This is a genomic window from Streptomyces sp. NPDC027962, from assembly GCF_055566095.1.
On sequence record NZ_JBVHTA010000039.1, the window covers coordinates 56,737 to 78,898 of the forward strand.

Here is a 22,162-nt window from a genome sequence, read left to right on the forward strand (position 1 = left end):
TGAGTCGTCGTCAGGACGATTCTTCGACTGGCAGGGAGGTTTCAAGTTCAGCCTCCAAGCGGTGCACGATCTCTGAATTGAGGGACCTGTGGGCGGACTTGGCTTGAGTGGTGAGCCACCGATGGAGGTCGACGGGAAGCCGGAGCGTGATGCGTACTTCATGATCCATACCTCAATCGTAGTGGTAGATTGGTGTCATGAAGACACCACGCGAGTCTGGGGAGACCGGGCATGCCCGGTACACCTACCGGCTGCGTGTGTCATCCACGGCGCTGACCGGCCTCGAAGAAGAGTGGGCGCGGTGTCGGTGGATCTGGAACGAGTGCTGCGCCCGGTCCAAGAAGGCCCACGCCGAGGGCGAGGAGTGCGGCCCGGCACGGCTGGACAAGATGCTGACCGAAACCCGGAGCCGCAACGCGTGGCTGCGGGATGGTTCCTCGGTCCCGCAGCAACAGGTGATACGCGACTTTGGCAAGTCCCGCGCCAAGGCACTCAAAGACATCAGGACCCGGTTGCCGCTGCGGCAGCGCGCGGGGATGCCGAAGTACAAGAAGAAGCGCTCGACCGACCCGACGCTCAGCTACACACGGCGCGGCTTCCGCGTCAAGGACGGCAGGCTGCATCTGGCGGGTGGAATCGTCCTGGCCGTGGTGTGGTCTCGTGTCCTGCCGGCCGTCCCGTCGAGCGTGCGTGTTTACCGTGACAGCCTCGGTCACTGGTACGCCTCCTTCGTGGTCCCCGCAGAAACCCAGCCGCTCCCCGAGACGGGTGCGGTGATCGGGATCGACTGGGGAGTGAAGGAGACCGCGACCACTACCAGCGCCGCCCATGACCTGCCCCATGCCGAGCATGGGCGCAAGGCCGCCGCGAAGCTGGGGCACTACCAGCGGATGACGGCCCGCAGGAAGCCCCCAAAGGGCAGGTCCGGCTCGAGGGGGCACCGGGCGGCGAAGAAGCTGACGGCGAAGCTGCACAAGAAGATTGCCCGACAACGACAGGACACCGGCCGCAAGTGGGCCAAGACCGTCGTCCGCGACCACGACGCCATCGCGGTGGAGGATTTCAAGTCGAAGTTCCTGGCCAGATCCACCATGGCCCGCAAGGCTGCCGACGCGGCGATCTTCGCGACAAAGCGCGAACTGATCAACGCAGCACGCAAGCACGGACGCATCGTGCACCTTGTGAACCCCGCGCACACCACGATGGACTGTGCGCAGTGCGGAGCGAGAACCAAGCACGCGCTACCTCTCTCAGAACGTACCTACACCTGCACCGTGTGCGCAGCGGTATCCCCCAGGGACAAGAACTCCGCACACGTGATGCTGGTCCGGGCTGGTCTCAACCCGGCTGGTGCTGATCGTGCAAGACCTGACGGGCCGCCGGCCCGCAGGCAACGTGAGCCAGGAATCCCCGCCCTTTAGGGAGGGGAGGAGTCAAAGAACCCGGACCGCGCTTTCCGCGTGCTTCTTGGCGAGGTTGAGGGTGGCGGAGCTGTTGCGGCCGAGCGCGTCGCGCACGTAGCGGCGGGCGCTGTGCACGTCGGCGTCCGCGCCGAGGACGGACTCGATGTTCTCCGGGCGCAGCACGACGCTGTGCTGGGAGGTGACGGTGACGCCCGTCTCGTCGGGGACGAGGGACCATTCGCCGGTGTGGGCGGACATGAGCAGCGGGGTGGCGGTCTGCTTGTAGACGATGCGGCCGGCGTGCGGGAAGCAGACGCGCACGGACTCGGTGGTGTGGGTGGAGCCGTCGGAGGTGACGGTGTCCATGGCCATGATCTGCACGCCGGGCTGGTCCTCTGTGAGGTCCAGGCGGGAGACGTGCGGGACGAGTTCGGGCCAGTCGGCGACGCGGTAGAGGAAGTCGTAGACGAGTTCGGCGGGGCCGTTGACGCGGACGGAGTCCTCGAAGGACAGGACGAGGTCGTCGAGCTGGGACCAGCGTTCGGCGAGCTGCTGCAGGTTGGCGAGTTCGGCGCGGCTGTTGGTGTCGGTGGCGCGCTCGACCCAGGCGACGTCGTCGGGGGCGTCGTCGGCGACGGTGAAGTCGTGCAGCAGGGTCAGCTTGGAGCGGCCCGCGCCCAGGGAGTCGACGATCCAGGTGCCGCCCATGGACTGGACCGGGGTGGCGGGCAGTTCCTGGCGGAACTCGACGCGGCGCTGTTCGGGGTCGAGGACGCGGCGGGAGGTCCAGGACTTGACCTGTCCGTTGGCGGTGGCCCACATGCGCAGGCGCTCGCTGGCGCCGTCGAACTCGAGCCGCTCGACGTGGACGTTGGGCGGGAAGAACAGCGGCCACTGGACGGCGTCGGAGATCAGGCCGTAGACCACGCCGGCGGGCGCGGCCACGTTCACCTCGTGCGTCGTTGCGTGCACTCGCTCAGCGGACATCTCTCATCCTCTTTCGGAAAGGTCACTGTTCACGGGTCGGGGGGCGGGTTGCCCGGGCGGGGTGTTCCCGGGCGGCGGGGTCAGAAGTTGCCCAGGCCGCCGCAGACGTTGAGGGCCTGGGCGGTGATGGAGGCGGCGTGTTCGGTGGTGAGGTAGCCGACGAGGGCGGCGACCTCTTCGGGGGTGGTGTAGCGGCCGAGGGGGATCTTGGCCTCGAACTGCTCCTGTACGTACTCCTCGGTGGTGTCCCAGGCGGCGGCGTAGCCCTGGCGGACCCGTTCGGCCAGCGGGGTCTCGACGTAGCCGGGGCAGACGGCGTTGACGGTGATGCCGGCGGGGGCGAGTTCCTTGCCGAGGGCTTTGGTGAAGCCGACGACGCCGTGTTTGGAGGCGGTGTAGGGGGCGCCGAGCAGGACGCCCTGTTTGCCCGCGGTGGAGGCGATGTTGATGATGCGGCCCCAGGGGGCGTCGGCGAGGCCGCCGTGCTTGAGGACTTCGCGGGTCAGCAGGAAGACGCTGTTGAGGTTGGTGTCGATGACGTCGTACCAGAGGTCGTCGGCGATGTCGGCGGTCGGGCCGCCGCCGCTGCGTCCGACGTTGTTGACGAGGACGGTGACGGGCCCGTAGGTGTCCACGGCGGTGCGGACCAGGGTGGCGACGGACTCGCGGCTGCGCACGTCGGCGGCGACGCCTTCGGCCTCCAGGCCTTCCTCGCGCAGGTCCTCGACGGTCTGTTTGACCTCCAGTGCGGTGCGGGCGCAGATGAAGACGTGGTGTCCCCGGCGGCCGAGGTCGCGGGCCACGGCGAGGCCGATGCCGCTGGTGGCGCCGGTGACCAGGGCGACCGGCGAGGGTGCCGGCGGCCGTGCGGGCTGTGCCGACGGTGCCGGCTGTGCTCTCATCGGGTCGCCTCCTTCTGCGGTGCGCCGACGGTGGTGTCGAGGTTGTCCCGGTCCGCTCGACGGCCGGAAGAGGCCCGCTCGAGGACGGCCTCAGGCGCGCTGTGGGGCGGCTGTCCGGGTGTCGGGGAAAGGGGGCGCAGCGCCTCGTCGAGGGCGCGGGGGGTGAGCAGGCCGCCGTGGGCGGCGAGGTAGCCGTCGGGGCGGATCAGGGCCCAGGCGCCGGCCGCAAGGCCCAGGGCACGGCGCAGCGCGCCGTCGGGGTCGGGCAGCGGGCGGGGGCCGGGGGTGCGGGTGTCGCCGACGGTGCGGACGGACAGCCAGGCGCCGTGGCGGGCGGCCGCGTCGGTGGCGGTGCGTACGGGGGTGCCGGTGGCGTCGTGTGCGCCGGGTGCCACGAGCAGGGTCCAGCGCACGTCGCGCAGTTCGGCGGCAAGGGCGCGGGGGCCGGGCGAGTCGGGCCGGTGGGCGGTGGCGGTGGCGGCGCGTTCGCCGGGGGCGGGCACGTGGCGGCGCCGGGGCACGAAGACGGGTGCGGCGACGGGGGCCGCGACCGGGACGGGTTCGGGTCCGGCGCCGGTGGTCAGCGGGCTGGTGGCGTAGTCGATGCGCAGCCCGGACATGCCGCCGAGGACCTTGCGCTGGATGGCGCGGCGCAGCGCCGGCACGGCGCGTACGAGGGTGAAGACGGCGGGCAGGGCGAGGGGGGCGAGGGCGTTCTTGAACGCCACGAGGAAGGTGGCGGTGCGGGTGGAGCCGAGGAGTGCCTTGCCGATGGGGACGCGTTCGGTGCTGTAGGTGTCCAGGAGCTGTGCGGGGGCGTGGCCGTGGTGGACCATGGCGAGTTTCCAGGCGAGGTTGTACGCCTCCTGGATGCCGGTGTTCATGCCCTGTCCGGAGGCGGGGCTGTGCACATGGGCGGCGTCGCCGGCGACGAAGACGCGGCCGTCGTGCATGCGGGGAACCATGCGCTGCTGGAAGGTGAACACGGAGGTCCACTCGGGGTCGCCGACGTGGACTTGGTGGCCGAGGCCGGCGGTGAGGCGGGCGGCGAAGCGGCCGGCGGCGCCGGCAGCGTCCGCGGTGGCGGGGGCGGTGTCCAGCAGCCGCCAGTGGCCGGTGCGGGCGTAGGGCACCATCATCAGGGCCTGTTTGCCGGTGTGGACCCAGTAGATGCTGTCGGGTTCGAGGTCGGTGCGTACGGGAGCGTCGGCGAGGATCCAGGTGTCGCGGCTCTCGCCGATCAGCGGCAGGCCGAGCTGTTTGCGTACGGCGCTGTGGCCGCCGTCGCAGCCCACGAGCCAGGGTGTCTCGCAGGTCTCCTCGGTGCCGTCGGCGTGCCGCAGGGTTGCTCGTACCGTGCTCCGGTCCTGCTCGAAGCCGGTCAGGCGTACGCCCCATTCGATCTCGACGCCGAGCCGGGCGACGGCCTCGCGCAGGACGGCCTCGGTCCGGGTCTGCTCGATGATCACGGTGTAGGGGTGGCGGGTCGGCATGCTGCTGTAGTCCGCGTCCAGGCGCACCAGGCGGCGGCCCGAAGCGAACATGGTGAACGCCCGGTTCTTGCGGCCGCTGTCGATGACGGGGCCGACGGTGCCCATCTGGTCGAGGGTTTCCAGGGTGCGCGGGTGGACGGCGACGGCCCTGCTGGTGCGGGCGGGGCCCGGGGCGGCGTCGACGAGGCGTACGGCGAGCCCCCGGCGGGCCAGTTCGTGGGCGGCTGTCAGGCCGACGGGGCCGGCGCCGGCGACCAGGACGTGGGGCCGCAGGTCATCGGACACCGGCCGCCTCCAGCGGGGTGTCGGCGTTCTCGTCGACGTACATGGCCGGCTCCGCGGTCACCAGCGGCTTGAGGTCGGCGACGATGGCGGCGAAGCCGTCGCTGCTGACTGCGGCGCGGTGGTCGGCGGCGCTGTTCCACACGGCGATCTCCAGGTGCACGTTCTCGGAGCCGAGGGCGCGCAGGTTCTGGTGGCTGATGTAGCCGGGCTGGGCGGACATGTAGGCGGTGAGCTTGGCGCGGACGGCCAGGAAGGCGTCGTGGTCGCCGTGCACGGTCAGCTTGTTGACGAAGGTCACCATGGGTCTGCCTCCTGCGACAGGGATACGGAAGAAACGAGCGGGACGGGCGGGCCGGCGGTCAGGCGGCGGCTTCCGCGGCGGCGCGGGTGCGCAGCCGGCGGCGCAGTTCCTGGCGGCGGGGTTTGCCGGTGGGGGTGCGCGGGACGGCGTCGAGGGCTTCGACGCGGCGGATGCGTTCGAAGTGGGCGAGGCGGGAGTTGGCCTTCTCGGTGATCGAGTCGAGGACGTCCAGGACGGCGTGCGCGGCGTGCCGCGGGGGGCCGGGTGTCTCGCGCAGCACGATGCCGGCCCATACGACGGCGCCGTGCACGGCGTCGGGCCAGCCGACGACGACGCATTCGGCGACGCGCGGGTCGTCGGCGAGGATGCGTTCGACGGCGGTCGGCGAGACGAGTTCGTTGTCGTACTTGAAGACGTCGCCGAGCCGGTCGACGAGGTACAGGACGCCGTCGGCGTCCTCGTAGCCGATGTCGCCGGTGGAGAACCAGCCGTCGGCGTCGATCGGTGAGGGTTCGTCGTCGTCGAGGTAGCCGGCCATCACCTGCGGGCCGCGGACCTGGACCTCGCCGGTGGCCCACACGTCGACCACCTCGCGCGAGTCGAGGCCGACGATGCGGCTCTCGGTGCCGGGCAGGGGGCGGCCGACGGCTCCCTTGCGGGAGTGGTCCTCGATGCTCTGGTTGTGGCAGAGCGGGGAGAGTTCGGCCATTCCGTAGCCCTGGATGACGGGGACGCCGAGGGCCTCCTGGAGTGTGCGGGCGGCGGCGGGCGCGAGGGCGGTGCCGCCGGACATGACGGCCGTCAGCCGCTCGGAGGCGGGGATGCCCTCGCGGTGTGCTCTCAGCCGCGGGTCGGCGGCGAGCCGGTGCAGGCGGGCGGGCAGCCCGTAGTAGTGGGTGGCGCCGGTGCGGGCGGCCAGGGCGAGGGAGGCGATGGGGTCGCCGCCTTGGCACAGCACCTGTGAAGCGCCCGCGTACACCGCCGAGTTGAGGTGCATCACATGGAACAGCGGCAGGTGGTTGAGGGTCACGGACGCCGGTGTGAGGTGGTGGGCGAGGGCGATCTGTGCCGCGTTGGCGACCAGGTTGCGATGGGTGAGCCGCACGCCTTTGGGGCGGCCGGTGGTGCCGGTGGTGAACTGCACGCACACGACCGCGTCGAGGTCGGCGGGTGCGGCGCCGAGGCCTGCCGGGCCGTCGGGGACACCGTCGAGGGCGACGTGCAGGGGCAGCGCGTCGGCGGGGACGACGCCGTCGTCGGCGTCGGTGACGACGACGGTGTGCAGTTTCGGCAGCCGCTCGCGCATCTTGGTGAGCAGTTCGGCGGTGGCCGAGGGCACGAACGCGATCTCGATCGCGGCGGCGGTGAACACGTGATGCAGCGCCCCCTCCCCCACGAGCGGGTTGACCAGGGCGATGGTGTGGCCGCTGCGGCTGGTGCCGTAGTAGGCGGCGGCGAAGGCCGGGTCGAGGGTGTTGGCGACGCCGACGGTGGCGCCGCGGCGGCCCGTGGCGTGCTGGAGGTAGTGGGCGACGCGGTCGGCGCGGGCGTCGAGTTCGGCGTAGGTGAGCGTCTGCTGCCCGCAGGTCAGTGCGGTGCCGTCGGGGTCCCGGACGGCGGCCCGGCGCAGCAGCGCGTCCAGGGGCAGTTCCGGATGGATGAATCGCGGCACGGCGGGGGCCTCCTCCGGGTGGCTTTGCGCTGGCTGGCCGATCGGGTGTCGGGTGCCACGCTGTGCGGCCGTGCTCGAGAAACCGTGGAAGTCCGCTCGACGGGCTCTCGGCGGGCTCTCGGCGGGGCGCGGAGTGCCGGCCCCGGGCGCCGTGGTGGGCCGCCGGGGGCGCGTACGGCTCCAGCGGTATGCGGGTGCGCCTCCATCGGAGGCGGCCACGTTGGGCCGCGTTACTCAACTGCCTGCGCACGGACCTGGGTCGCTTCCCGAGCCCTGCGTTGGACCGAATCGTCACCCGATGGGGGTTTCACCGATGACGCAGACGACGATCGACCGGCCGGGGGTCTCGGCCCTGCAGCAGGCCGTGCAGGGCGCGGCGGACCGGCTGGTTGAGGCCGGGGCCGGCGGCGTGCAGTTCCGGGTCGCCCGGGGGGACAACTCGTTCGTCGTCACCTCCGGCATCGCGGAGCTGGGCTCGGACCGGCCGGTGCCCGAGGACGGCCGTTTCCGCATCTCGTGCATCACCAAGCCGTTCGTGGCCGTGGTGGTGCTGCAGCTGGTCGCCGAGGGGCGCCTCGAGCTGGACCGGACGGTCGAGAGCTACCTGCCGGGTCTGCTGCCGTACGGCGAGAAGATCACCATCCGGAATCTGATGCAGCACACCAGCGGCCTGTACAACTACATGGACTCGTTCCAGAAGCCGGGCGACCGTTTCCTGCGCGACCGCTACAAGCACTACGAGCCCGAGGACCTGATCGCGATCGCGGCCGCCAAGCCGCTGGAGTTCGAGCCGGGTACGAAGTTCGCGTACTGCAACACGAACTACTTCATCGTCGGCCTGCTCATCAAGAAGATCACCGGCCGCTCGTACCGCGAGGAGATCACCGAGCGGGTGCTCGAGCCGCTGGGTCTGTCGGAGACGACGCTGCCGGGCGACGACCCGAACATCCCCGGCCCGCACGCCCGCGGCTACATGCAGATCGGCGGCGAGCCGGTCGACGTGACGCTGATGAACCCGTCGGAGGCGGGCTGCGCGGGTGAGATCATCTCCACGACCGCGGACCTGGACCGGTTCTTCTGCGCGCTGTTCGGCGGGGAGCTTTTGAACGAGCCGGAGTTCACCGAGATGACCACCCCGCTGCCGCCCGAGATGATCGAGAACCTGCCGATGGGCATCGGCTACGGGCTGGGCATCATGAAGCTGGAGAACGACGACGACCTGGACCTGTGGGGCCATGGCGCCGGCATCCCCGGCTATGCCACGTTCGCGGCCACCACCCGCGACCGGTCCGCCCGGGTGCAGCTGTCGTTCACGATCGGCGACAAGGACTTCGGCCCGGAGGCCGAGCAGGCCGTCATCCGCGGTGTGAACACCGCGCTGTGCTCGTGAGGCGCTGATGACGCATCCGACGCCCGCCGGGGCAGTGGAGAAAGCCGTCGTCGTCACCGGCGGGGGCACGGGAATCGGCGCGGCGACCGCCCGCGCTTTCGCCGACGACGGTGCGCACGTCCTTGTCGTGGGGCGCAGTGAACCGACGCTGAAGGAAACCGCGGACGGTCATGAGCGGATTCACGTGCTGGCCGCCGACATTCACGACCGTGACGCCCCGGATGTCATTGTCGAAACGGCGCTCGAGAAATTCGGCCGGCTTGATGTGCTGGTGAACAATGCGGCCGTCACCTCCTTCTGCGGGCTCGAGGGTCTCGAGCGGGACTCGGTCCGTGCCCAGTTGGGCACGAACCTGCTCGCCCCGCTGTTCCTGACCCAGCGGGCGCTGGATGCGCTCGAGGCCACGGGCGGTGTGGTGGTGAACGTCAGCTCGGCGGGTTCGCTGGGCCTGCGCGCCTGGCCGGAGAACTCCGTGTACGGGATGGCGAAGGCGGCGCTCGACTTCCTGACCCGCACCTGGGCGGTCGAGCTCGCGCCGCGCGGGATCCGGTCGGTCGGTGTCGCGCCCGGTGTCGTGGACACCGGTGTGGGCGTGCGGGCCGGGATGCCGGCACAGGCCTACGAGGCGTTCCTGGCGCAGATGGCGGAGCGCATTCCGTCGGGCCGGGTCGGCCGGCCGGACGACATCGCCTGGTGGATCGTGCAGTTGGCCCGGCCGGAGGCCGCGTACGCCAACGGCACGGTCGTTGCGGTGGACGGCGCGCTGTCGGTCACCTGAGAGGGTCCGCGTGCACAGGACCGCGGCCCCCGGGGAGACTCCCGGGGGCCGCAGCCGTATGTGCGCGATGCCGAGGTCAGCGGGCGACGGTGGCGGTGACGTAGCGGACGGGGACGTCGATGCGGATCAGGCCGTCCTGCTCGCGCAGCGCGTCGAGTTCGGTGATCAGGCGGGTGCGCAGGGCGGCGGCCTCGTCGGCCGGCAGATGCTGCCACAGCAGCCGCATGCCCTGGGTGTGCGACCAGTCGACCCAGGCCTCGCCGCTCGCGGCGGTCATCTCGACGCTCTCGTCGGCGATGTCGACGGCCTGGAAACCGGCCTGGTGGAGGGCGGCTTCGAGGTCGGCGGGGTCCTCCAGCCAGGAGTGCAGCTGCCGGTGGAGCTGCTCGGGGTGCCAGGCGGGCGGCAGGTGCCGCAGCAGCGACATGGGGATCCAGCGGCTGAACAGCGGCGGCAGGAAGGGGAAGGTGTCGCGGCTGAAGACGGGGCTGGTGAAGGCGATCCGGCCGCCGTCGCCCAGCAGGCCGGCGTAGCGGGCGAGGGCGGCGCGGGCGTCGGGCAGGAAGATCACGCTGTAGCTGCCGAGGACGAGGTCGAAGGAGCGGGCGGGCAGGTCGGGGTGTTCGCCGTCCATCACGCGCAGTTCGACGTTGCCGATGCCCTGGCGCTCGGCCTCGCGGCCGGCCTGGTCGATCATCGCCTCCGCGATGTCGATGCCGAGCGCGTGTCCGCCCGGGCCGATCTGGGTGGCGGCGGGCAGCAGGGTGGCGCCCAGGCCGCAGCCGACGTCGAGCACACGCTGCCCGGGCCGGGGCTCCGCGCGCTGCACGAGCCGGCGGCCCATGGGGGTGAAGAACTCGACCCCGAGCCGGTCGTAGGTCGCCGCGGCCCCGTTGAAGGCGGCGGTGACTTTCGTCTTGTAGGTGGTCGCGGTGTCCACGAGTCAGCTCCGAGGTGGTGGCGATGGGGATGCTCGGCTCATGCTGCGGCGCGTTCCACGGGCCGTGGTGGAGGACGGTTCGAGAGCCGGTCGACGGTCGCAATTCGCTGCTTGCCCGGCTTATTTCGCCACCGCACACTGATCGCCAGTGCCCCGAATTTGCCAGCCCCCGCGTGAAAGGGAAATGCGATGAGCAGTCATATAGCGGCGGTACGCCGCATGGTGGAGGCGTACAACACGGGAAAGACCGATGACGTCGCGGAATTCATCCACCCGGATTATCTGAATCCGGCGACGATGGAGCACATGGACCTGCGCGGTCCCGACTCGTTCGCGATGGCCGTGAAGTGGCTGAAGATGACGTTCTCCGAGGAGGCGTACCTGGAGGAGGTCCTCATCGAGGAGCGCGGCGACTGGGTGCGCGCCAATCTCGTCCTGTACGGCCGGCATGTGGGCAACCTGGTGGGCATGGCGCCGACCGGCCGCCGTTTCTCGGGTGAGCAGATCCATCTGATCCGCCTGGTCGACGGCAAGATCCGCGACCACCGGGACTGGCCGGACTACCAGGGCACCTACCGCCAGCTCGGATCGCCGTGGCCGGAGCCCAACGGCTGGAGGGACTGACATGATCCTCGTCACCGGAGCGACCGGCAAGGTGGGCCGGGAGGCCGCTACGCAGCTCGCCGCCGCGGGCCGGCGGGTGCGGGCACTCAGCCGCACCCCCGAGGAGGCACATCTGCCCGGCGGTGTGGAGGTCGTGGCGGGCAGCCCGGCCGACGCCGCGTCACTGGCCACAGCCTTCCAGGGCGTCACCTCCGCGCTGGTGGTGCTGTCCGGCGATGTGGCCGGCGAGGCCCGCAACATCGCCGCGGCCGCCGCCGCGTCGGACGTGGAGCACCTGGTGTTCCTGTCGTCGGCGAGCGTGCTGCACCCGGTTGCGCACGGCATCGCGGACGAGCACCGGGCCGCCGAGGAGGCCATCACGGGCAGCGGTGTCGCCACGACGTTCCTGCGTCCGGGCCCCTTCCACGCCAACACCTCGTGGTGGATCAAGACCGTGCGCGAGCGCGGCGCGGTGCGCTGCTGGATCGGCAACAACCCCGGTGCGCCGATCGACGAGTACGACATCGCCTCCGCCGCGGTCGCCGCGCTCACCGACGAGCGTCACCGCGGCAGGGCGTATGTGCTCACCGGCTCCGAGGTGCTCACCTCCAAGGAGCAGGCCCGCATCCTGGGCGAGGTGCTCGGCAGGGAGCTGGACTTCTCCGTGGCGCCCCAGGAGGAGGTCGTGGACGTCTTCGCGGGCATCACCGGCGACCGCCCGGCCGCGGTGACCAATGTGGCCGCGCTGCACAGCCCCGAGGTGCCGTGGGCGAAGCCCACGAGTGCCGTGCGGGAGCTGACGGGCCGCGAGCCGCGCACCTACCGGCAGTGGGCCGGTGCCAACGCTGCGCTGTTCGCCGCCCAGGAGGTGGCGGTATGACCGCGGCGATCGACGGCACGATCCTGGTGACCGGTGCGACGGGCCTGCAGGGCGGGGCCACCGCGCGCGAGCTCGTGCGCCGCGGGCGCACGGTGGCGGCGCTGGTGCGCGACCCGGACGCACAGGCGGCCCGCGCGCTGGCGGACCTCGGGGTGAGGCTGGTGCGCGGCGACCTGGACGACGAGGCGTCGCTGCGCTCCGCCATGGAGGGCGTGCACGGCGTGTTCTCCGTGCAGACGTTCATGACCCCCAAGGGGCTGGGCGGCGAGGTCCGCCAGGGCCGTGCGGTGGCGCGGGCGGCGAAGGCGGCCGGCGTGGCGCACGTGGTGTACAGCTCGGTGGGCGGCGCGGAACGGCACAGCGGGGTACCGCACTTCGAGTCGAAGCGGCACATCGAGCGGTACCTGCAGGAGCTGGGTGTGCCGGTGACGGTGCTGCGTCCGTCGTTCTTCATGGACAACTTCGCCGCGCACGGCCCGCGACACGTGGACGGGACGCTGGTGGTGCAGCTGGCGCTGAAGCCGGACACCCGGGTGCAGTTCGTCGCCGTGGAGGACATCGGCTTCTTCGCCGCCGAGGCCTTCGAGCAGCCCGCCAAGTATCTGGGCCGGTCGGTGGAGCTGGCGGGCGACGAGCTGAGCGCGAACGAGGTCGCCGAGGCGTTCGCCGCGCGGACGGGCATGCCGGCCAGGTTCGAGGAACTGCCGCTGGACGCGGTGGCGAACCATCCGTACATCCCCAACGCGCCGGAGATCTCGCTGATGTTCGAGTGGTTCCAGGAGCACGGCTACCGGGCGGACATCGCGGCGCTGCGCGCCGAGCACCCGGGGCTTTTGTCGTTCGCGGCGTACCTGAAGTCGCTGGACCTCTGAGGCGCCGCACGGCGGATGGGCCCGGACCGTGCCGGCGGACGCTGCTGGCCAATTCGAGTCCGTGCGTGACGTCGGCTCCCAAGACCTGGTTGTGGTACTGGGAGCCGACGTTGTCCTATGGGGTGGGTGTCGATGCCGCGGGTGGGAGAACGCGTGGAGGACATCGCGGTCCCCCACTGGGTGTCGCCTGACGACTGCGAGCGCCGCCGCCGCTAAAAGTGATCGGGCAGCCAGGGTTCGAGGTCTGCCGTGCTGCGGACAAGGGCCGTGAGCGCCTTCTGCGACGTGGCATGGACTCCGGTCATGCGGGCCGAAGTGGCGGACCGGTAGCCACCGGCGTACCAGACCGCGAGCTGGCGCCGGGTGAAGGTCACCTGTCCTTCGACGTTGGTGGGGGTGATCTCGGCTGCTCCGGCTTTCACCTGGAACATCCAGCGGTCCCAGGAGTCGCCGGTCTCGCTCTCGATCTCGATCGGTACGGCTGTGGTGATGTCGGCGGGCCAGCCGCGGAGTCGGATGGCTTCGGGGATGTCGAGGATGCGCAGCATCCAGGGGTGCCAGGACTCGGCGATGGGCCGGTAGTGGTGGAGGCTGTGCAGCAGGGCGGGGTAGGGCGGCAGGGCCCCGCGGCGGAATTCGATGGTTTCGGCGCGGGTGTTGTGGCGGCCGAGGAACGCGAGCATGGCTGCGGCGGTGGGCTGGCACGCGGCCCAGAAGTCGTGGACGCCGAGGCTCATGCCGTGACGCTCGCGCCGGTTGGTGGCCAGTGACAGCACTCCGGCTGTGGGGTGGCCGGGCCTGTTGAAGCGGTACGTGGTCAGGGCGCTCTTGTTCTGTTTCCAGGGGGACCACCAGGCGGGTCGGAGCAGTGGGCCGTTCCACTGCCTGGCGAGGTGCCGCTGGAGGGTCTGGGCGTCTGCGGTGAGGCCGTGCTCGATCTCGAAGTCGTCGCCGGTGAACGACCTCTTGAGATCGTCTGTGGCGACCGTCCAGGCGAATACCTGCACCGGAGCCTCCCAGCCGAGCCGGCGGGCGTAGCCGTTCGAGGATGTGGAGTTTGCGGAGATCACCGCTCCCTGCTCCCGAAGGGGCCGCAGCCGCTCGGCCGTCATGCGAGCGCCCAGTTGCTGGCCGCGTTCCTCTGGGGCGACGCATCCGGCGCCGAGGCAGGCGCTGGGTACTGGAGAGCCGCCGAAGAACTGGTCGATGACGAAGCCGAGGCCGCCGGCGACCACGCGGCCGTCGCGGATCGCGACCTGGAGGTCGGCGTGTTCGCGGAGGTCGGTGATGTCGCCGACCCGGTGGCCGTAGCTGCGGGTAGCCAGCTCGTCGTACTGATGCCACCGGCCATCGTCGGCCGGGGCGAAGGTCAGTTCGCGCATGATCGCCTTCTAGTAGTTGGTGGCGTCCCGGACGGCGTCGGGGTCGGTGGGGACGAAGAAGGTCCGGGTGAAGGTCAGCACGCGCGTGCCTGCCTGGTTGTGGCCGGAGGTACGGCACACGACGATCCCGGTGCCAGGGCGGCTCTCGGAGAGCCTGCGGGAGACGACTTCCGTCTGCGCGTACAGCGTGTCGCCGACGAAGACGGGAGCTTCGAAGCGGACCTCGTCGAGTGCGAGATTGGCGACGGTCATGCCGCTGGTGCTGCGGACGGTCATGCCGGCGAGGAGGTTCAGCGTGACGCCGCCGCACACGAGGAGCAGGCCCCATTGGGTCTGGCGGCTGTAGTGGACGTCGGTGTGGATAGGTGCGGGGTTGCCGGACAGTGCGGTGCCCATCAGGTTGTCGAGTTCGGTGAGCGTCCGGCCGGGCCGGTGCTCGATGACCAGGCCGGGGATGAGCTCGTCGTAGCCGAGGCCGACGTTCTCCCGGATGCGGTCCTGGGCGATGCGGCGGTAGCCGTGTGGGAGGGCGTGGTTCATGTCGTTCCGTCCACTTCGGCAACGAGGGCCCGCGCGGCGGCGAAGAAGGGAGTGCCGACCATCTGTCCGTTCACGGAGGTCACGCCGTTGCCGCTCTTCTCGCCGGCGGCGACGATCACCCGGGCGCGGGCGATCTCGTCCTCGGAGGGCATGAACACCTCGTTGATGACGGCCGCCTGGCGGGGGTGGATGGCCCCCTTGCCGTGGAAGCCGAGTTCCTTGGCCTTCTCGGCTTCGTGGCGCAGTGCGTCGGGGGAGTTCACTTCGTAGACCGGCGCGTCGATCGCGGGGATGCCGGCTGCGGTCGCGGCGTTGATTAGGGCAGAACGGGGGTAGATCAGGGCGTCCCAGCCCAGACCGCAGCGGATGGTTGCGGCGTAGTCGGCCGATCCGAAGACCACGCCGCCGAGCCGGGGCGCTTTCAGGATGGCCGGAAGCCTGTCGAAGGCGCGGGGCGTCTCGATCAGGGCCCAGATGTCGGGGGTGTATCCCTCGGTGTCCAGGACGCCGGCCACGAGCTCGATGTCTCGGGCGGACTCGGTCTTGGGGACGAGGATGAGGTCGGGCTTGGCCGTGTAGGCGGCCACGGCTACGAGGTCTTTGGCCCCCTCCAGGGTGAGGGGTGAGTTCATGCGGATGCCCAGCGTGCACCGGGTGCCTGGGCCCTCGAAGAACTTCTCTGCCGTGGTGCGGGCGCGCTGCTTGTCCGGGATGGCGATGGAGTCCTCGATGTCGACGAGGGCGACCCCGGCACCGGAGATCTGCGCGGTGGCGAACCGTTCGGGTGTCAGGGCCGGGGTAATGATCCAGGCCCGTCCGCGGCTGCTGCTTTGGGGTTCCATGGCAGTGCTCACCTTTCGTCGCACTTGCGCTGGACAAGGAGGTCAAGCTGGTCGAGGGTGGCGGCGCTCTTGATCTCGGCATCGCTGATGTCGATGCCGTAGCGGTCGCCGAGCAGAACAGACAGCTCGACGATCGCGAGCGAGTCGAAGCCCGCTCCGTCGAGGCTCGCGTCCGGGGTCAGTTGGTCGGCGGGCAACTTGAGGTCGTCGCGCAGGATGGTTGCGAGATCACAGGTCATGAGGAAAGTTCCTTCGATCACCTGGGGCAGGGGGCCAGGTCGGGCCAGATGACGGTGGTGGCACCCCAGGTCAGCCCGGCGCCGAACGCGGTGAGTAGGAGACGGTGCCCTGGTTTGAGACGCCCGTCGGCGGCGGCCTGCGCCAGCAGGAGGGGGATGGAGGCGGCGCCGGTGTTCCCCACGTGCTCGACGTTGTTGAGCCGGCGGTCATCGGGGATGCCGAGCTGGCGGGCTGTGAAGCCCGTTATCCGGGCGTTGGCCTGGTGCGGCACGAGGCGGTCGACGTCGGCCACGGTCCAGCCGGTCGCCGCTGCGGCCTGGCGGGAGGCGGCGGACATGCGATCGACGGCGTGACGGAAGACCTCCGCGCCTTCCATCCGCAGAGCGCCGGGGTGTTGGGCCCGGATCAGGTCGGCGTGTATGCCGTCGCTGCCGAGCAGTACCGGCCCGAGCGCCCCGGTCTCTTCCGCGGTGCCGCGCCGCAGGACTACAGCGCCTGCTCCGTCCCCGAACAGGGGGACGGTTGTACGGTCGCCGGGATCCGGGAGGGAGGCGAGCCGGTCCGCGCCGATGACGAGGACGGCCTCCGCGGTGGCGGCGGCGACGAATCCTGCCGCCGCCGCCAGGGCGTAGAGGAAGCCAGTGCAGCCCGCCGCGAGATCGAACGCCGGGATGCCGGTCAGGCCGAGCCGGGCGGCCACGGCGGGCGCGGTGGCGGGGCAGCACCGATCCGGAGTGGTCGTGGCCAGCACCAACGCCTGCACCGGCACGGGTGAGGAGTGGGCCAGGGCCTCCGCGGCGGCGTGGACCGCAAGGTCTGCGGTGGCCAGGTCGGTGCCGGCGATGCGCCGCTGGACGATGCCGGTACGGGTACGGATCCACTCGTCCGTCGTGTCCAGCCGCGCGGTGAGAGCGGTGTTGGAGACGGCCATCTGCGGCAGGGCTGCCCCAATGCCGCACAGGACGGCGGCCCGATCGCCCGGCCCGGCCGTGCCGCGTGCGTCGAGAGTTCTCATCAGGCCCCCTTCAGCTGCCGGGCGACGTCGGCGATGAGGTCCTCCTGGCCCGCGATCACCTGCCGCTCGCCAAGCGCAAGGAACAGATCGAGCGGGTCGACGCCCTCACGCCGGGCGGTGGCCAGCACCTGCTGCTTGAAGCCGGAGAACACCCCGGCCAGGCCGCTGATGAGGCTGACCGAGTCGATGACCGGCTGGGCCTTCATCAGCCGCTCTTCGGCCACGTCCGCCGCGTGCAGGACCTCGCGCAGCCCGATTCCGGTGTCGAAGCCCCGTCGTTCCAGTACCGCCACGAGGACTTCGAGCTGGGTGTTCCCGGCGCCGGCGCCGAAACCACGTGCGGTGGCGTCGATGATGGAGGCTCCGGCCTCGATCGCGACGATGGAGTTCGCCACCGCCAGGGATAGGTTGTTGTGTCCGTGGAAGATAACGGGCACGTCGACCGCTCCAGCGATGGCGTGGACGCGTTCGACCACGTCGGCCGGGAGGTAGTAGCCCGCGGAGTCCATGATTCCCACTGCCTGAGCGCCGAACTCGGCGAGTTGGGCGCACTGTTCGGCCAGCTGACCGGTGCTGGCCATGTGGCTCATGAGCAGGACGCCCTGGGCCTCGGCCCCGCGCTCGCGAACGACGCCGAGGTGGCGTTCGGTCACGTCGGCCTCGGTGCAGTGCGCGGCGATCCGCACCACGTCCGCCCCATGCGCCACGGCGGCGTGCAGGTCGTCCGCGGTGCCCCAGCCGGGGGCCATGAAGACGCCCATCCTGGAGTCGGTGAGGGCTTCGCGGACGACCTTCAGCATCGAGGCGTCGGGGAGCTTCGCCCGCCCGATCTGAAGACTGCTGGCACCGAGGCCGTTGCCGTGGCCGACCTCTACTACTGGTACCCCGGCGGCGTTGGCCGCTTCGGCGTACGCGTGCAGCTGGTCGGTGTCGAGTTGATGGCCCACAGCGTGGTGGCCATCGCGGAGAGTAGGGTCGTAAATCAGCACTTGGGGCCGCCGGCCGCTGGTGGATACGTCCATGGCAGGTTCCTTCACCGGGACGGGGCGGCGCCGTGCTGCTCGGCGAGCAGCACGGCGGCGCCGTTGATGATGTCGAGATTTCCGGCGTACCTGGGGATGCGGCCGCCGGTGGCGGTCACCTCCACCGCGACCGAGATCCGGCCGTCCTGCACCTCGACGGAGTTCACCGCGAACCCGGGCGCGAACGCCCGGACTTCCTCGGCAACAGCTGTGACGGCAGCACTGACCGGGCCGGGGTGGAGATCGGGCGCCAATACGGTCATGACCACCCGGAACGGCGGTGACGGCCGCGCGGGGCTGAGATTGACCATCACCTTCACCTCGTGAGCGCCGGTGAAGGAGCGGATCGCGGCCTGGGTGGTGGCGATGTACTGATCGAGGTTGAGCCGGGTGGCACGGCCCGCGCTCGCGCTCGCCCCAGTGGAAACCACCTCGATATAGGTCGGGGTGCAGTGCCGGGCCATGGCGTGTAGAACCGGGATGGCCGCCTGGCCGCCGCAGCTGACCAGGTTGATGTGGCGATGTGCGGCTGCCTGGCCTCCGTTGACAGTGGGGACGACGACCGTTCCAAGCTGCGTGGGGGTGAGGTCGATCAGCGTCGTACCGGTCTCGCGCAAAGCCGCCCAGTGATCGGCGTGGACTTCGGCGTTCGAGGCATCGAAGACCACATCGAAAGGGCCGGACTCCATCAGCGCGGCGATTCCGCCGGAGGCCGTCGCGCACCCCATGTCGGCCGCCCGCGCAAGTCCCAGACTCTCCCGGGTGCGGCCCACCACCAGGCGCAGGTCCAGGCTCTCCGACCTCCCGACCTTGTCGGCCAGGTCGATCCCGATCAATCCCGCGCCAAGCACCGCGACGCTCGTGCGTCGTTCGTCAGCAGCCATGGGCTGTCCCTTCTTCGTGGATGACGTACGTGATGGCGACCCGGCCGCCCTCGGCCGCTAGGGGTCAGGCGACGCGGAGCTCCACCGGGGGCAGATGCGCCGAGTGAGCCCGCACCGTCGATGCCCTTTCCAGGGGGAGGCTGGCGTGCACCGCCCCGGCCAGGACCAGGTCCCCCGCCTTCAGACCGGTGCCGAAGCGGGCCAGCCGGTGCGCGAGCCAGACCAGTGCACGGAACGGGTCTTCGAGCACCGCCCGGCCCTCGCCTGTGGCCACGGCCGTGCCATCCACGCTCACCACCAGCACCTCAGCGGCCAGATCCATGTCCGGTTCGAACGGGGCCACGGGGCCGGTGACGACGCGTGCGCAGGATGCGTTGTCCGCGATGCTGTCCGCCACGGTGATCTGCCAGCCGGTGAACCGGGTGTCGATCACTTCCAAGGCCAGGAACACCTCGGCCACGGCTCTCTGGACGGCTTTCAGGCCGATGTCCGGGCCCGCCAGGTCGCGGCCGAGCCGGAAGGCGATCTCAGCCTCTACTCGCGGCTGCATGAATTCGCTCCGGGCCAGGCTGCTGCCGCTGGGCAGCACCATGCTGTCCAGCAAGATGCCAGAATCCGGCTCGTCGACGCCCATCTGTTCCTGCATGGCCTTGGAGGTCAGCCCCGCCTTGTGACCGATGACGCGGGCCCCGCCCGCGATCCGCCGCTCGACCGCCGACGCCTGGACCCGGTAGGCGTCTTCAAGGGCCAGGCCGCCCCGGCGCTCGGTCAGTGAAGCCACCGGAATCCGGTCGCGCTCTGCGGCCAACAGGGCTGCCGCCTCGTCGTTGATCCACGGAACTTGCTGCTCATCCAAGGAGATCCCTCCCAAAGGCATCTGTGCGCTTGTCGAAGAATGGGCACGAGTAGATCCGGAGCGGCGCGCCGCCTGCAGGCCGCCGGGTTCGGGCCTCGGCTGTGACGAGCACCCAAGGCGTCCTGGCCTGATGAAGAGTCAACCCGCGGTAAGCGCACGGCGGTACGGTGGCGGGCAGGCCAAGCGGTATATCGGGTATACACGGGCAGGTACTCATGACCACGCGCACGCCGAACCAGCTACTCCGTGACCTCGTCGCCGAGTCCGGCCTCACCTACGAAGCCTTGGCCAAGGCAGTGCGGGCGGTCGCCGCCGAATGCGGCGCCGCCTTGCAGACCAACAAGAGCGCCGTGGAGCACTGGATCGCCGGAGCAACTCCCCGGGGGGACACCGGCCGCTACCTTGCCGTCGCCCTGTCCCGGCGCCTGGGCCGTCTCCTGACCCTCTCCGACCTCGGCCTCCCCGCCGCCGCGGGCGAAGCGGAGAATGACACCATCGGGCTGTCCATCGGGGACGACCCGCTCGACGCGCTGCTGCCGATGTGGAGGTACGAATTGGACCGCCGCCGCTTCCTGACGGCCTCCGCCTACTCCGTGGCCGCCGCCGGCCTGCCGCTCTCCCATGTCAACGAGATCGCCGCCCGCACCGCCTCGGCCCGCACCGGCCACACCGTCGGCATGGCCGAGGTCGCCGCCGTCCGCGACATGATCCGCGCCTTCTCCGAGATGGACGAGCGCCATGGCGGACAACACGGCCGCAGCGCCCTGGTCACGTACCTCCGCGACGACGTCGCCCTGCTGTGCCGGGCCCGCTTCCGCACCGACGAGGTCCGCCGGCAGATGCTTTCGGCTGCCAGCCGCGGCGTGCACCTCCTCGGCTGGAAGAGCTACGACGCCGGCCAACAAGGACTCGCCCAGCGCTACTACCTCCAGTCATACGGGCTGGCCGCCGAATCCGGCATCCCCGGGCAGGACGGGTTCGTGATGCGCACCATGGCCATGCAGGGCCTCAAACTCCACCGCCCAGAACACTGCCAGGCACTCGCGGAAACGGGCCTGAACCGGGCCAAGGGGCGGGTCGACGCCGAAACCGAAGCCCTGTTTCGTGTGGTCCACGCGCACACCCTCGCCAAGATCGGCAAGCGCCGTAGCGCCCTCGCGGAGGCCGAACGGGCCCGCACCCTGCTGGCCACAGCCCCCGGCGATGAAGTCGAGTTCTGGGCTCTGACCTGGGGCCCGCCGGCAGCCTCCGTCTACTCCCGCACGGCCAAGGTTCACGAGACCCTGGGCGATCACCGGGCCGCCGCCAAACAGTACGCCCTCGCCGCCACCGCCCGCCCGGCCGGGACCTACGCCCGGATCGTCGCTCTCGACCTGGTCGCGGGCGCCGAAATGCACCTCAAGCGCGGCGGCATCGAGCAGGCGTGCGCCACCTGGCACCGGGCGATCGACCACATGGAGGGCGTCCGCTCGGTCCGCACCCGTAAGGCCGTCAGCCGTATGCGGGGCGATCTGGCCCGCTTCCGGGCCCGCGGCCTGCGCTGCGCGGCCGAACTCGACGAACGTGCTCGCGACTTCCTCACCAGCGGCTGAGTCAGGCGTCGCGGTGAAGCAGCACCCGCGTGTACCGGCGAACGACCGGCGCCAGGTAGTCCGCGTGCGGGCCGACCAGGCCGGCCACCTCGTCCGGGGAGCGCACCAGCACGATCTCGTCGAGTTCGGGTTCACGGCCTTGGGCGCGCTCCGCCCTCGCCGCAGCGGCGAATCCCTCACGCAGCACCGACTCCCGCAGGGCCGGGGCAAGGTAGGTCAGACCGATGCTGCTGTTCTCCCCGCGGGTAACAGCCCACAGCCGCAAGGCGTCAGGGGATGTGTCGATTCCCATCTCCTCGACCAGCTCCCGCGCCGCCTGGCCGCCCAGGGCGGCCTCATCCAGGGCTTCGCCGTCGTGAGGCGGCTCTACGGAACCTCCCGGCAACTGCCAGCGGCCCGGGGCCGCGGTGGACGACGACATCCTCGCCACCAGTACGCGACCGTCGTCGGTCGGCTGGACAACGTTCACGAACAGCGACGGCAGCGCGGTGGCGCCCGGAACCCGGCGCAGGGCGTAGTGCCGGTAGGTCACCCGTACCCAGGAGAGAGTCAGGGTGCGCGGGCCGCTCCACCGCAGTCCAGCGCACGCCACCACCGGCCCGTCGAAGAGGGCCGGGTTGGCCGTGACGGCCTTGTCCCACACACGGTTTCTGGCTGATTCGTCCTCGGGTGACAGCGGTGGCGCTTCAACCTCCGCCAGATGAAGCCGTTCAACATCGAAAAAGTCCAGACCCACGGGAGGCAACGTCTCAGGCACCGGCTCATCGTAGAGCCCGTCCCGATCGCCTGGATCTCCTCGGGAGGGACCGCACGTCCTCCGGCTACGGAGGAGGGGGCCGACTCGGCGATATGAACGGTGCGACGGTGCACTTGCACCAGGCGCTGGAGATCCACGGGCTCGCCCGTCGTCGCAGCCGGGCGATCGTCCTCGCCGACCTGGGTCAGGTTCAACTTCGGCAAGGCGACCTCGACGCGGCGCTGTCCACGTGGACGGCGTTTTTGGACTGCGCGGAGGGCATCCGGTCCGTGAAGATCACGGAAGCCACGAACGACATGCACGTCAGGCTGGACCGGTACCGGCATGTGCCCGAGGTCCAGGAGCTGAGGCAGCGGGCGGAGGCGCTCCTGCCCGCCCAGGACGTCTGACCGACCACTGCCTTCGCCGCGAAGGCCCGGACCGCGTCAGCGGACGCTGTTGGTTAATTCGGGCCCGTGCGTGACGTCGGCTCCCAAGACCTGGTTGTGGTCTTGGGAGCCGACGTTGTCGTATGGGGTGGGTGTCG

At 70.6% G+C, this 22,162-nt stretch carries 24 protein-coding genes; 8 read left to right on the plus strand and 16 right to left on the minus strand.

The window, feature by feature from the left end; all coding sequences use genetic code 11:
* Positions 1–10: 10 nt before the first annotated feature.
* A complete protein-coding gene (locus ACZ4SA_RS28915) occupies positions 11–169 on the minus strand; it encodes an Arc family DNA-binding protein (protein ID WP_468280346.1) in 159 nt (52 codons plus the stop codon).
* 28 nt (positions 170–197) lie between these two features.
* Between ACZ4SA_RS28915 and ACZ4SA_RS28920 the strand changes: the two genes are divergently transcribed.
* Positions 198–1,421: an RNA-guided endonuclease InsQ/TnpB family protein gene (locus tag ACZ4SA_RS28920; protein ID WP_468280349.1), complete on the plus strand. Its 1,224-nt coding sequence runs from the start codon at positions 198–200 to the stop codon at positions 1,419–1,421.
* 12 nt (positions 1,422–1,433) lie between these two features.
* Here ACZ4SA_RS28920 and ACZ4SA_RS28925 read toward each other — a convergent pair whose 3' ends face one another.
* From ACZ4SA_RS28925 to ACZ4SA_RS28945, 5 genes are all read right to left on the minus strand, one after another.
* Entirely contained in the window at positions 1,434–2,390 is a 957-nt protein-coding gene (locus ACZ4SA_RS28925) for an aromatase/cyclase (protein WP_468280352.1), read from the minus strand.
* Positions 2,391–2,470: 80 nt separating this feature from the next.
* A complete protein-coding gene (gene fabG, locus ACZ4SA_RS28930; RefSeq protein ID WP_468280354.1) occupies positions 2,471–3,292 on the minus strand; it encodes a 3-oxoacyl-ACP reductase FabG in 822 nt (273 codons plus the stop codon).
* Positions 3,289–5,070: an FAD-dependent oxidoreductase gene (locus ACZ4SA_RS28935; RefSeq protein ID WP_468280357.1), complete on the minus strand. Its 1,782-nt coding sequence runs from the start codon at positions 5,068–5,070 to the stop codon at positions 3,289–3,291. Before ACZ4SA_RS28935 ends, fabG begins: the two co-directional genes overlap by 4 nt.
* Positions 5,060–5,371: an antibiotic biosynthesis monooxygenase family protein gene (locus ACZ4SA_RS28940; protein ID WP_468280359.1), complete on the minus strand. Its 312-nt coding sequence runs from the start codon at positions 5,369–5,371 to the stop codon at positions 5,060–5,062. The genes ACZ4SA_RS28935 and ACZ4SA_RS28940 overlap by 11 nt, the downstream gene beginning before the upstream one ends.
* A 58-nt stretch (positions 5,372–5,429) precedes the next feature.
* The gene (locus tag ACZ4SA_RS28945) at positions 5,430–7,043 is read right to left on the minus strand and encodes a class I adenylate-forming enzyme family protein (protein WP_468280362.1); all 1,614 of its coding nucleotides are present in this window, start codon (positions 7,041–7,043) and stop codon (positions 5,430–5,432) included.
* Between the two features lie 313 nt (positions 7,044–7,356).
* Here ACZ4SA_RS28945 and ACZ4SA_RS28950 point away from each other — a divergent pair, with 313 nt between their 5' ends.
* Both ACZ4SA_RS28950 and ACZ4SA_RS28955 read left to right on the plus strand, forming a co-directional pair.
* Positions 7,357–8,433, plus strand: a complete 1,077-nt coding sequence (locus ACZ4SA_RS28950; RefSeq protein WP_468280365.1) for a serine hydrolase domain-containing protein — start codon at positions 7,357–7,359, stop codon at positions 8,431–8,433.
* Between the two features lie 7 nt (positions 8,434–8,440).
* Positions 8,441–9,211 (plus strand): SDR family NAD(P)-dependent oxidoreductase, encoded by a 771-nt coding sequence (locus tag ACZ4SA_RS28955; RefSeq protein ID WP_468280368.1) that lies wholly within the window; start codon positions 8,441–8,443, stop codon positions 9,209–9,211.
* Between the two features lie 76 nt (positions 9,212–9,287).
* On the opposite strand, the gene ACZ4SA_RS28960 is transcribed toward ACZ4SA_RS28955, so the two are convergent.
* Positions 9,288–10,151, minus strand: coding sequence for a class I SAM-dependent methyltransferase (locus tag ACZ4SA_RS28960; protein WP_468280371.1), 864 nt, complete (start codon positions 10,149–10,151; stop codon positions 9,288–9,290).
* 189 nt (positions 10,152–10,340) lie between these two features.
* Between ACZ4SA_RS28960 and ACZ4SA_RS28965 the strand changes: the two genes are divergently transcribed.
* The 3 genes from ACZ4SA_RS28965 to ACZ4SA_RS28975 are packed head-to-tail and all read left to right on the plus strand — an operon-like array spanning position 10,341 to position 12,506.
* Positions 10,341–10,775 carry an ester cyclase gene (locus ACZ4SA_RS28965; protein ID WP_005321817.1) on the plus strand — a complete coding sequence of 145 codons (435 nt, stop codon included), beginning with the start codon at positions 10,341–10,343 and terminating at the stop codon, positions 10,773–10,775.
* A gap of 1 nt (position 10,776) precedes the next feature.
* Complete coding sequence (locus tag ACZ4SA_RS28970) at positions 10,777–11,634, plus strand: SDR family oxidoreductase (RefSeq protein ID WP_468280374.1); 858 nt, start codon at positions 10,777–10,779, stop codon at positions 11,632–11,634.
* Positions 11,631–12,506: an NmrA/HSCARG family protein gene (locus ACZ4SA_RS28975; RefSeq protein ID WP_468280377.1), complete on the plus strand. Its 876-nt coding sequence runs from the start codon at positions 11,631–11,633 to the stop codon at positions 12,504–12,506. Before ACZ4SA_RS28970 ends, ACZ4SA_RS28975 begins: the two co-directional genes overlap by 4 nt.
* A 212-nt stretch (positions 12,507–12,718) precedes the next feature.
* On the opposite strand, the gene ACZ4SA_RS28980 is transcribed toward ACZ4SA_RS28975, so the two are convergent.
* The 8 genes from ACZ4SA_RS28980 to ACZ4SA_RS29015 all read right to left on the minus strand — a co-directional run bounded on the left by ACZ4SA_RS28980 (position 12,719) and on the right by ACZ4SA_RS29015 (position 19,287).
* On the minus strand, positions 12,719–13,888 hold the full coding sequence (locus ACZ4SA_RS28980; RefSeq protein WP_468280379.1) for a GNAT family N-acetyltransferase: 1,170 nt from the start codon (positions 13,886–13,888) through the stop codon (positions 12,719–12,721).
* A gap of 9 nt (positions 13,889–13,897) precedes the next feature.
* On the minus strand, positions 13,898–14,428 hold the full coding sequence (locus ACZ4SA_RS28985; RefSeq protein ID WP_468280381.1) for a MaoC family dehydratase: 531 nt from the start codon (positions 14,426–14,428) through the stop codon (positions 13,898–13,900).
* On the minus strand, positions 14,425–15,270 hold the full coding sequence (locus tag ACZ4SA_RS28990; protein WP_468280383.1) for an HpcH/HpaI aldolase/citrate lyase family protein: 846 nt from the start codon (positions 15,268–15,270) through the stop codon (positions 14,425–14,427). The genes ACZ4SA_RS28985 and ACZ4SA_RS28990 overlap by 4 nt, the downstream gene beginning before the upstream one ends.
* An 8-nt stretch (positions 15,271–15,278) precedes the next feature.
* Entirely contained in the window at positions 15,279–15,509 is a 231-nt protein-coding gene (locus tag ACZ4SA_RS28995; protein ID WP_468280386.1) for an acyl carrier protein, read from the minus strand.
* Positions 15,510–15,526: 17 nt separating this feature from the next.
* Positions 15,527–16,525 carry a beta-ketoacyl-ACP synthase 3 gene (locus tag ACZ4SA_RS29000; RefSeq protein ID WP_468280389.1) on the minus strand — a complete coding sequence of 333 codons (999 nt, stop codon included), beginning with the start codon at positions 16,523–16,525 and terminating at the stop codon, positions 15,527–15,529.
* A complete protein-coding gene (dmpG, locus tag ACZ4SA_RS29005) occupies positions 16,525–17,547 on the minus strand; it encodes a 4-hydroxy-2-oxovalerate aldolase (RefSeq protein WP_468280392.1) in 1,023 nt (340 codons plus the stop codon). The genes ACZ4SA_RS29000 and dmpG overlap by 1 nt, the downstream gene beginning before the upstream one ends.
* A gap of 11 nt (positions 17,548–17,558) precedes the next feature.
* Entirely contained in the window at positions 17,559–18,431 is an 873-nt protein-coding gene (locus ACZ4SA_RS29010; protein ID WP_468280395.1) for an acetaldehyde dehydrogenase (acetylating), read from the minus strand.
* Positions 18,432–18,495: 64 nt separating this feature from the next.
* On the minus strand, positions 18,496–19,287 hold the full coding sequence (locus ACZ4SA_RS29015; RefSeq protein ID WP_468280398.1) for a 2-keto-4-pentenoate hydratase: 792 nt from the start codon (positions 19,285–19,287) through the stop codon (positions 18,496–18,498).
* Between the two features lie 215 nt (positions 19,288–19,502).
* Here ACZ4SA_RS29015 and ACZ4SA_RS29020 point away from each other — a divergent pair, with 215 nt between their 5' ends.
* On the plus strand, positions 19,503–20,879 hold the full coding sequence (locus ACZ4SA_RS29020; RefSeq protein WP_468280400.1) for a hypothetical protein: 1,377 nt from the start codon (positions 19,503–19,505) through the stop codon (positions 20,877–20,879).
* Between the two features lies 1 nt (position 20,880).
* On the opposite strand, the gene ACZ4SA_RS29025 is transcribed toward ACZ4SA_RS29020, so the two are convergent.
* Positions 20,881–21,636, minus strand: coding sequence for an NUDIX hydrolase (locus tag ACZ4SA_RS29025; RefSeq protein WP_468280403.1), 756 nt, complete (start codon positions 21,634–21,636; stop codon positions 20,881–20,883).
* Between the two features lie 107 nt (positions 21,637–21,743).
* Here ACZ4SA_RS29025 and ACZ4SA_RS29030 point away from each other — a divergent pair, with 107 nt between their 5' ends.
* Complete coding sequence (locus ACZ4SA_RS29030; RefSeq protein WP_468280406.1) at positions 21,744–22,025, plus strand: hypothetical protein; 282 nt, start codon at positions 21,744–21,746, stop codon at positions 22,023–22,025.
* Positions 22,026–22,162: the final 137 nt, after the last annotated feature.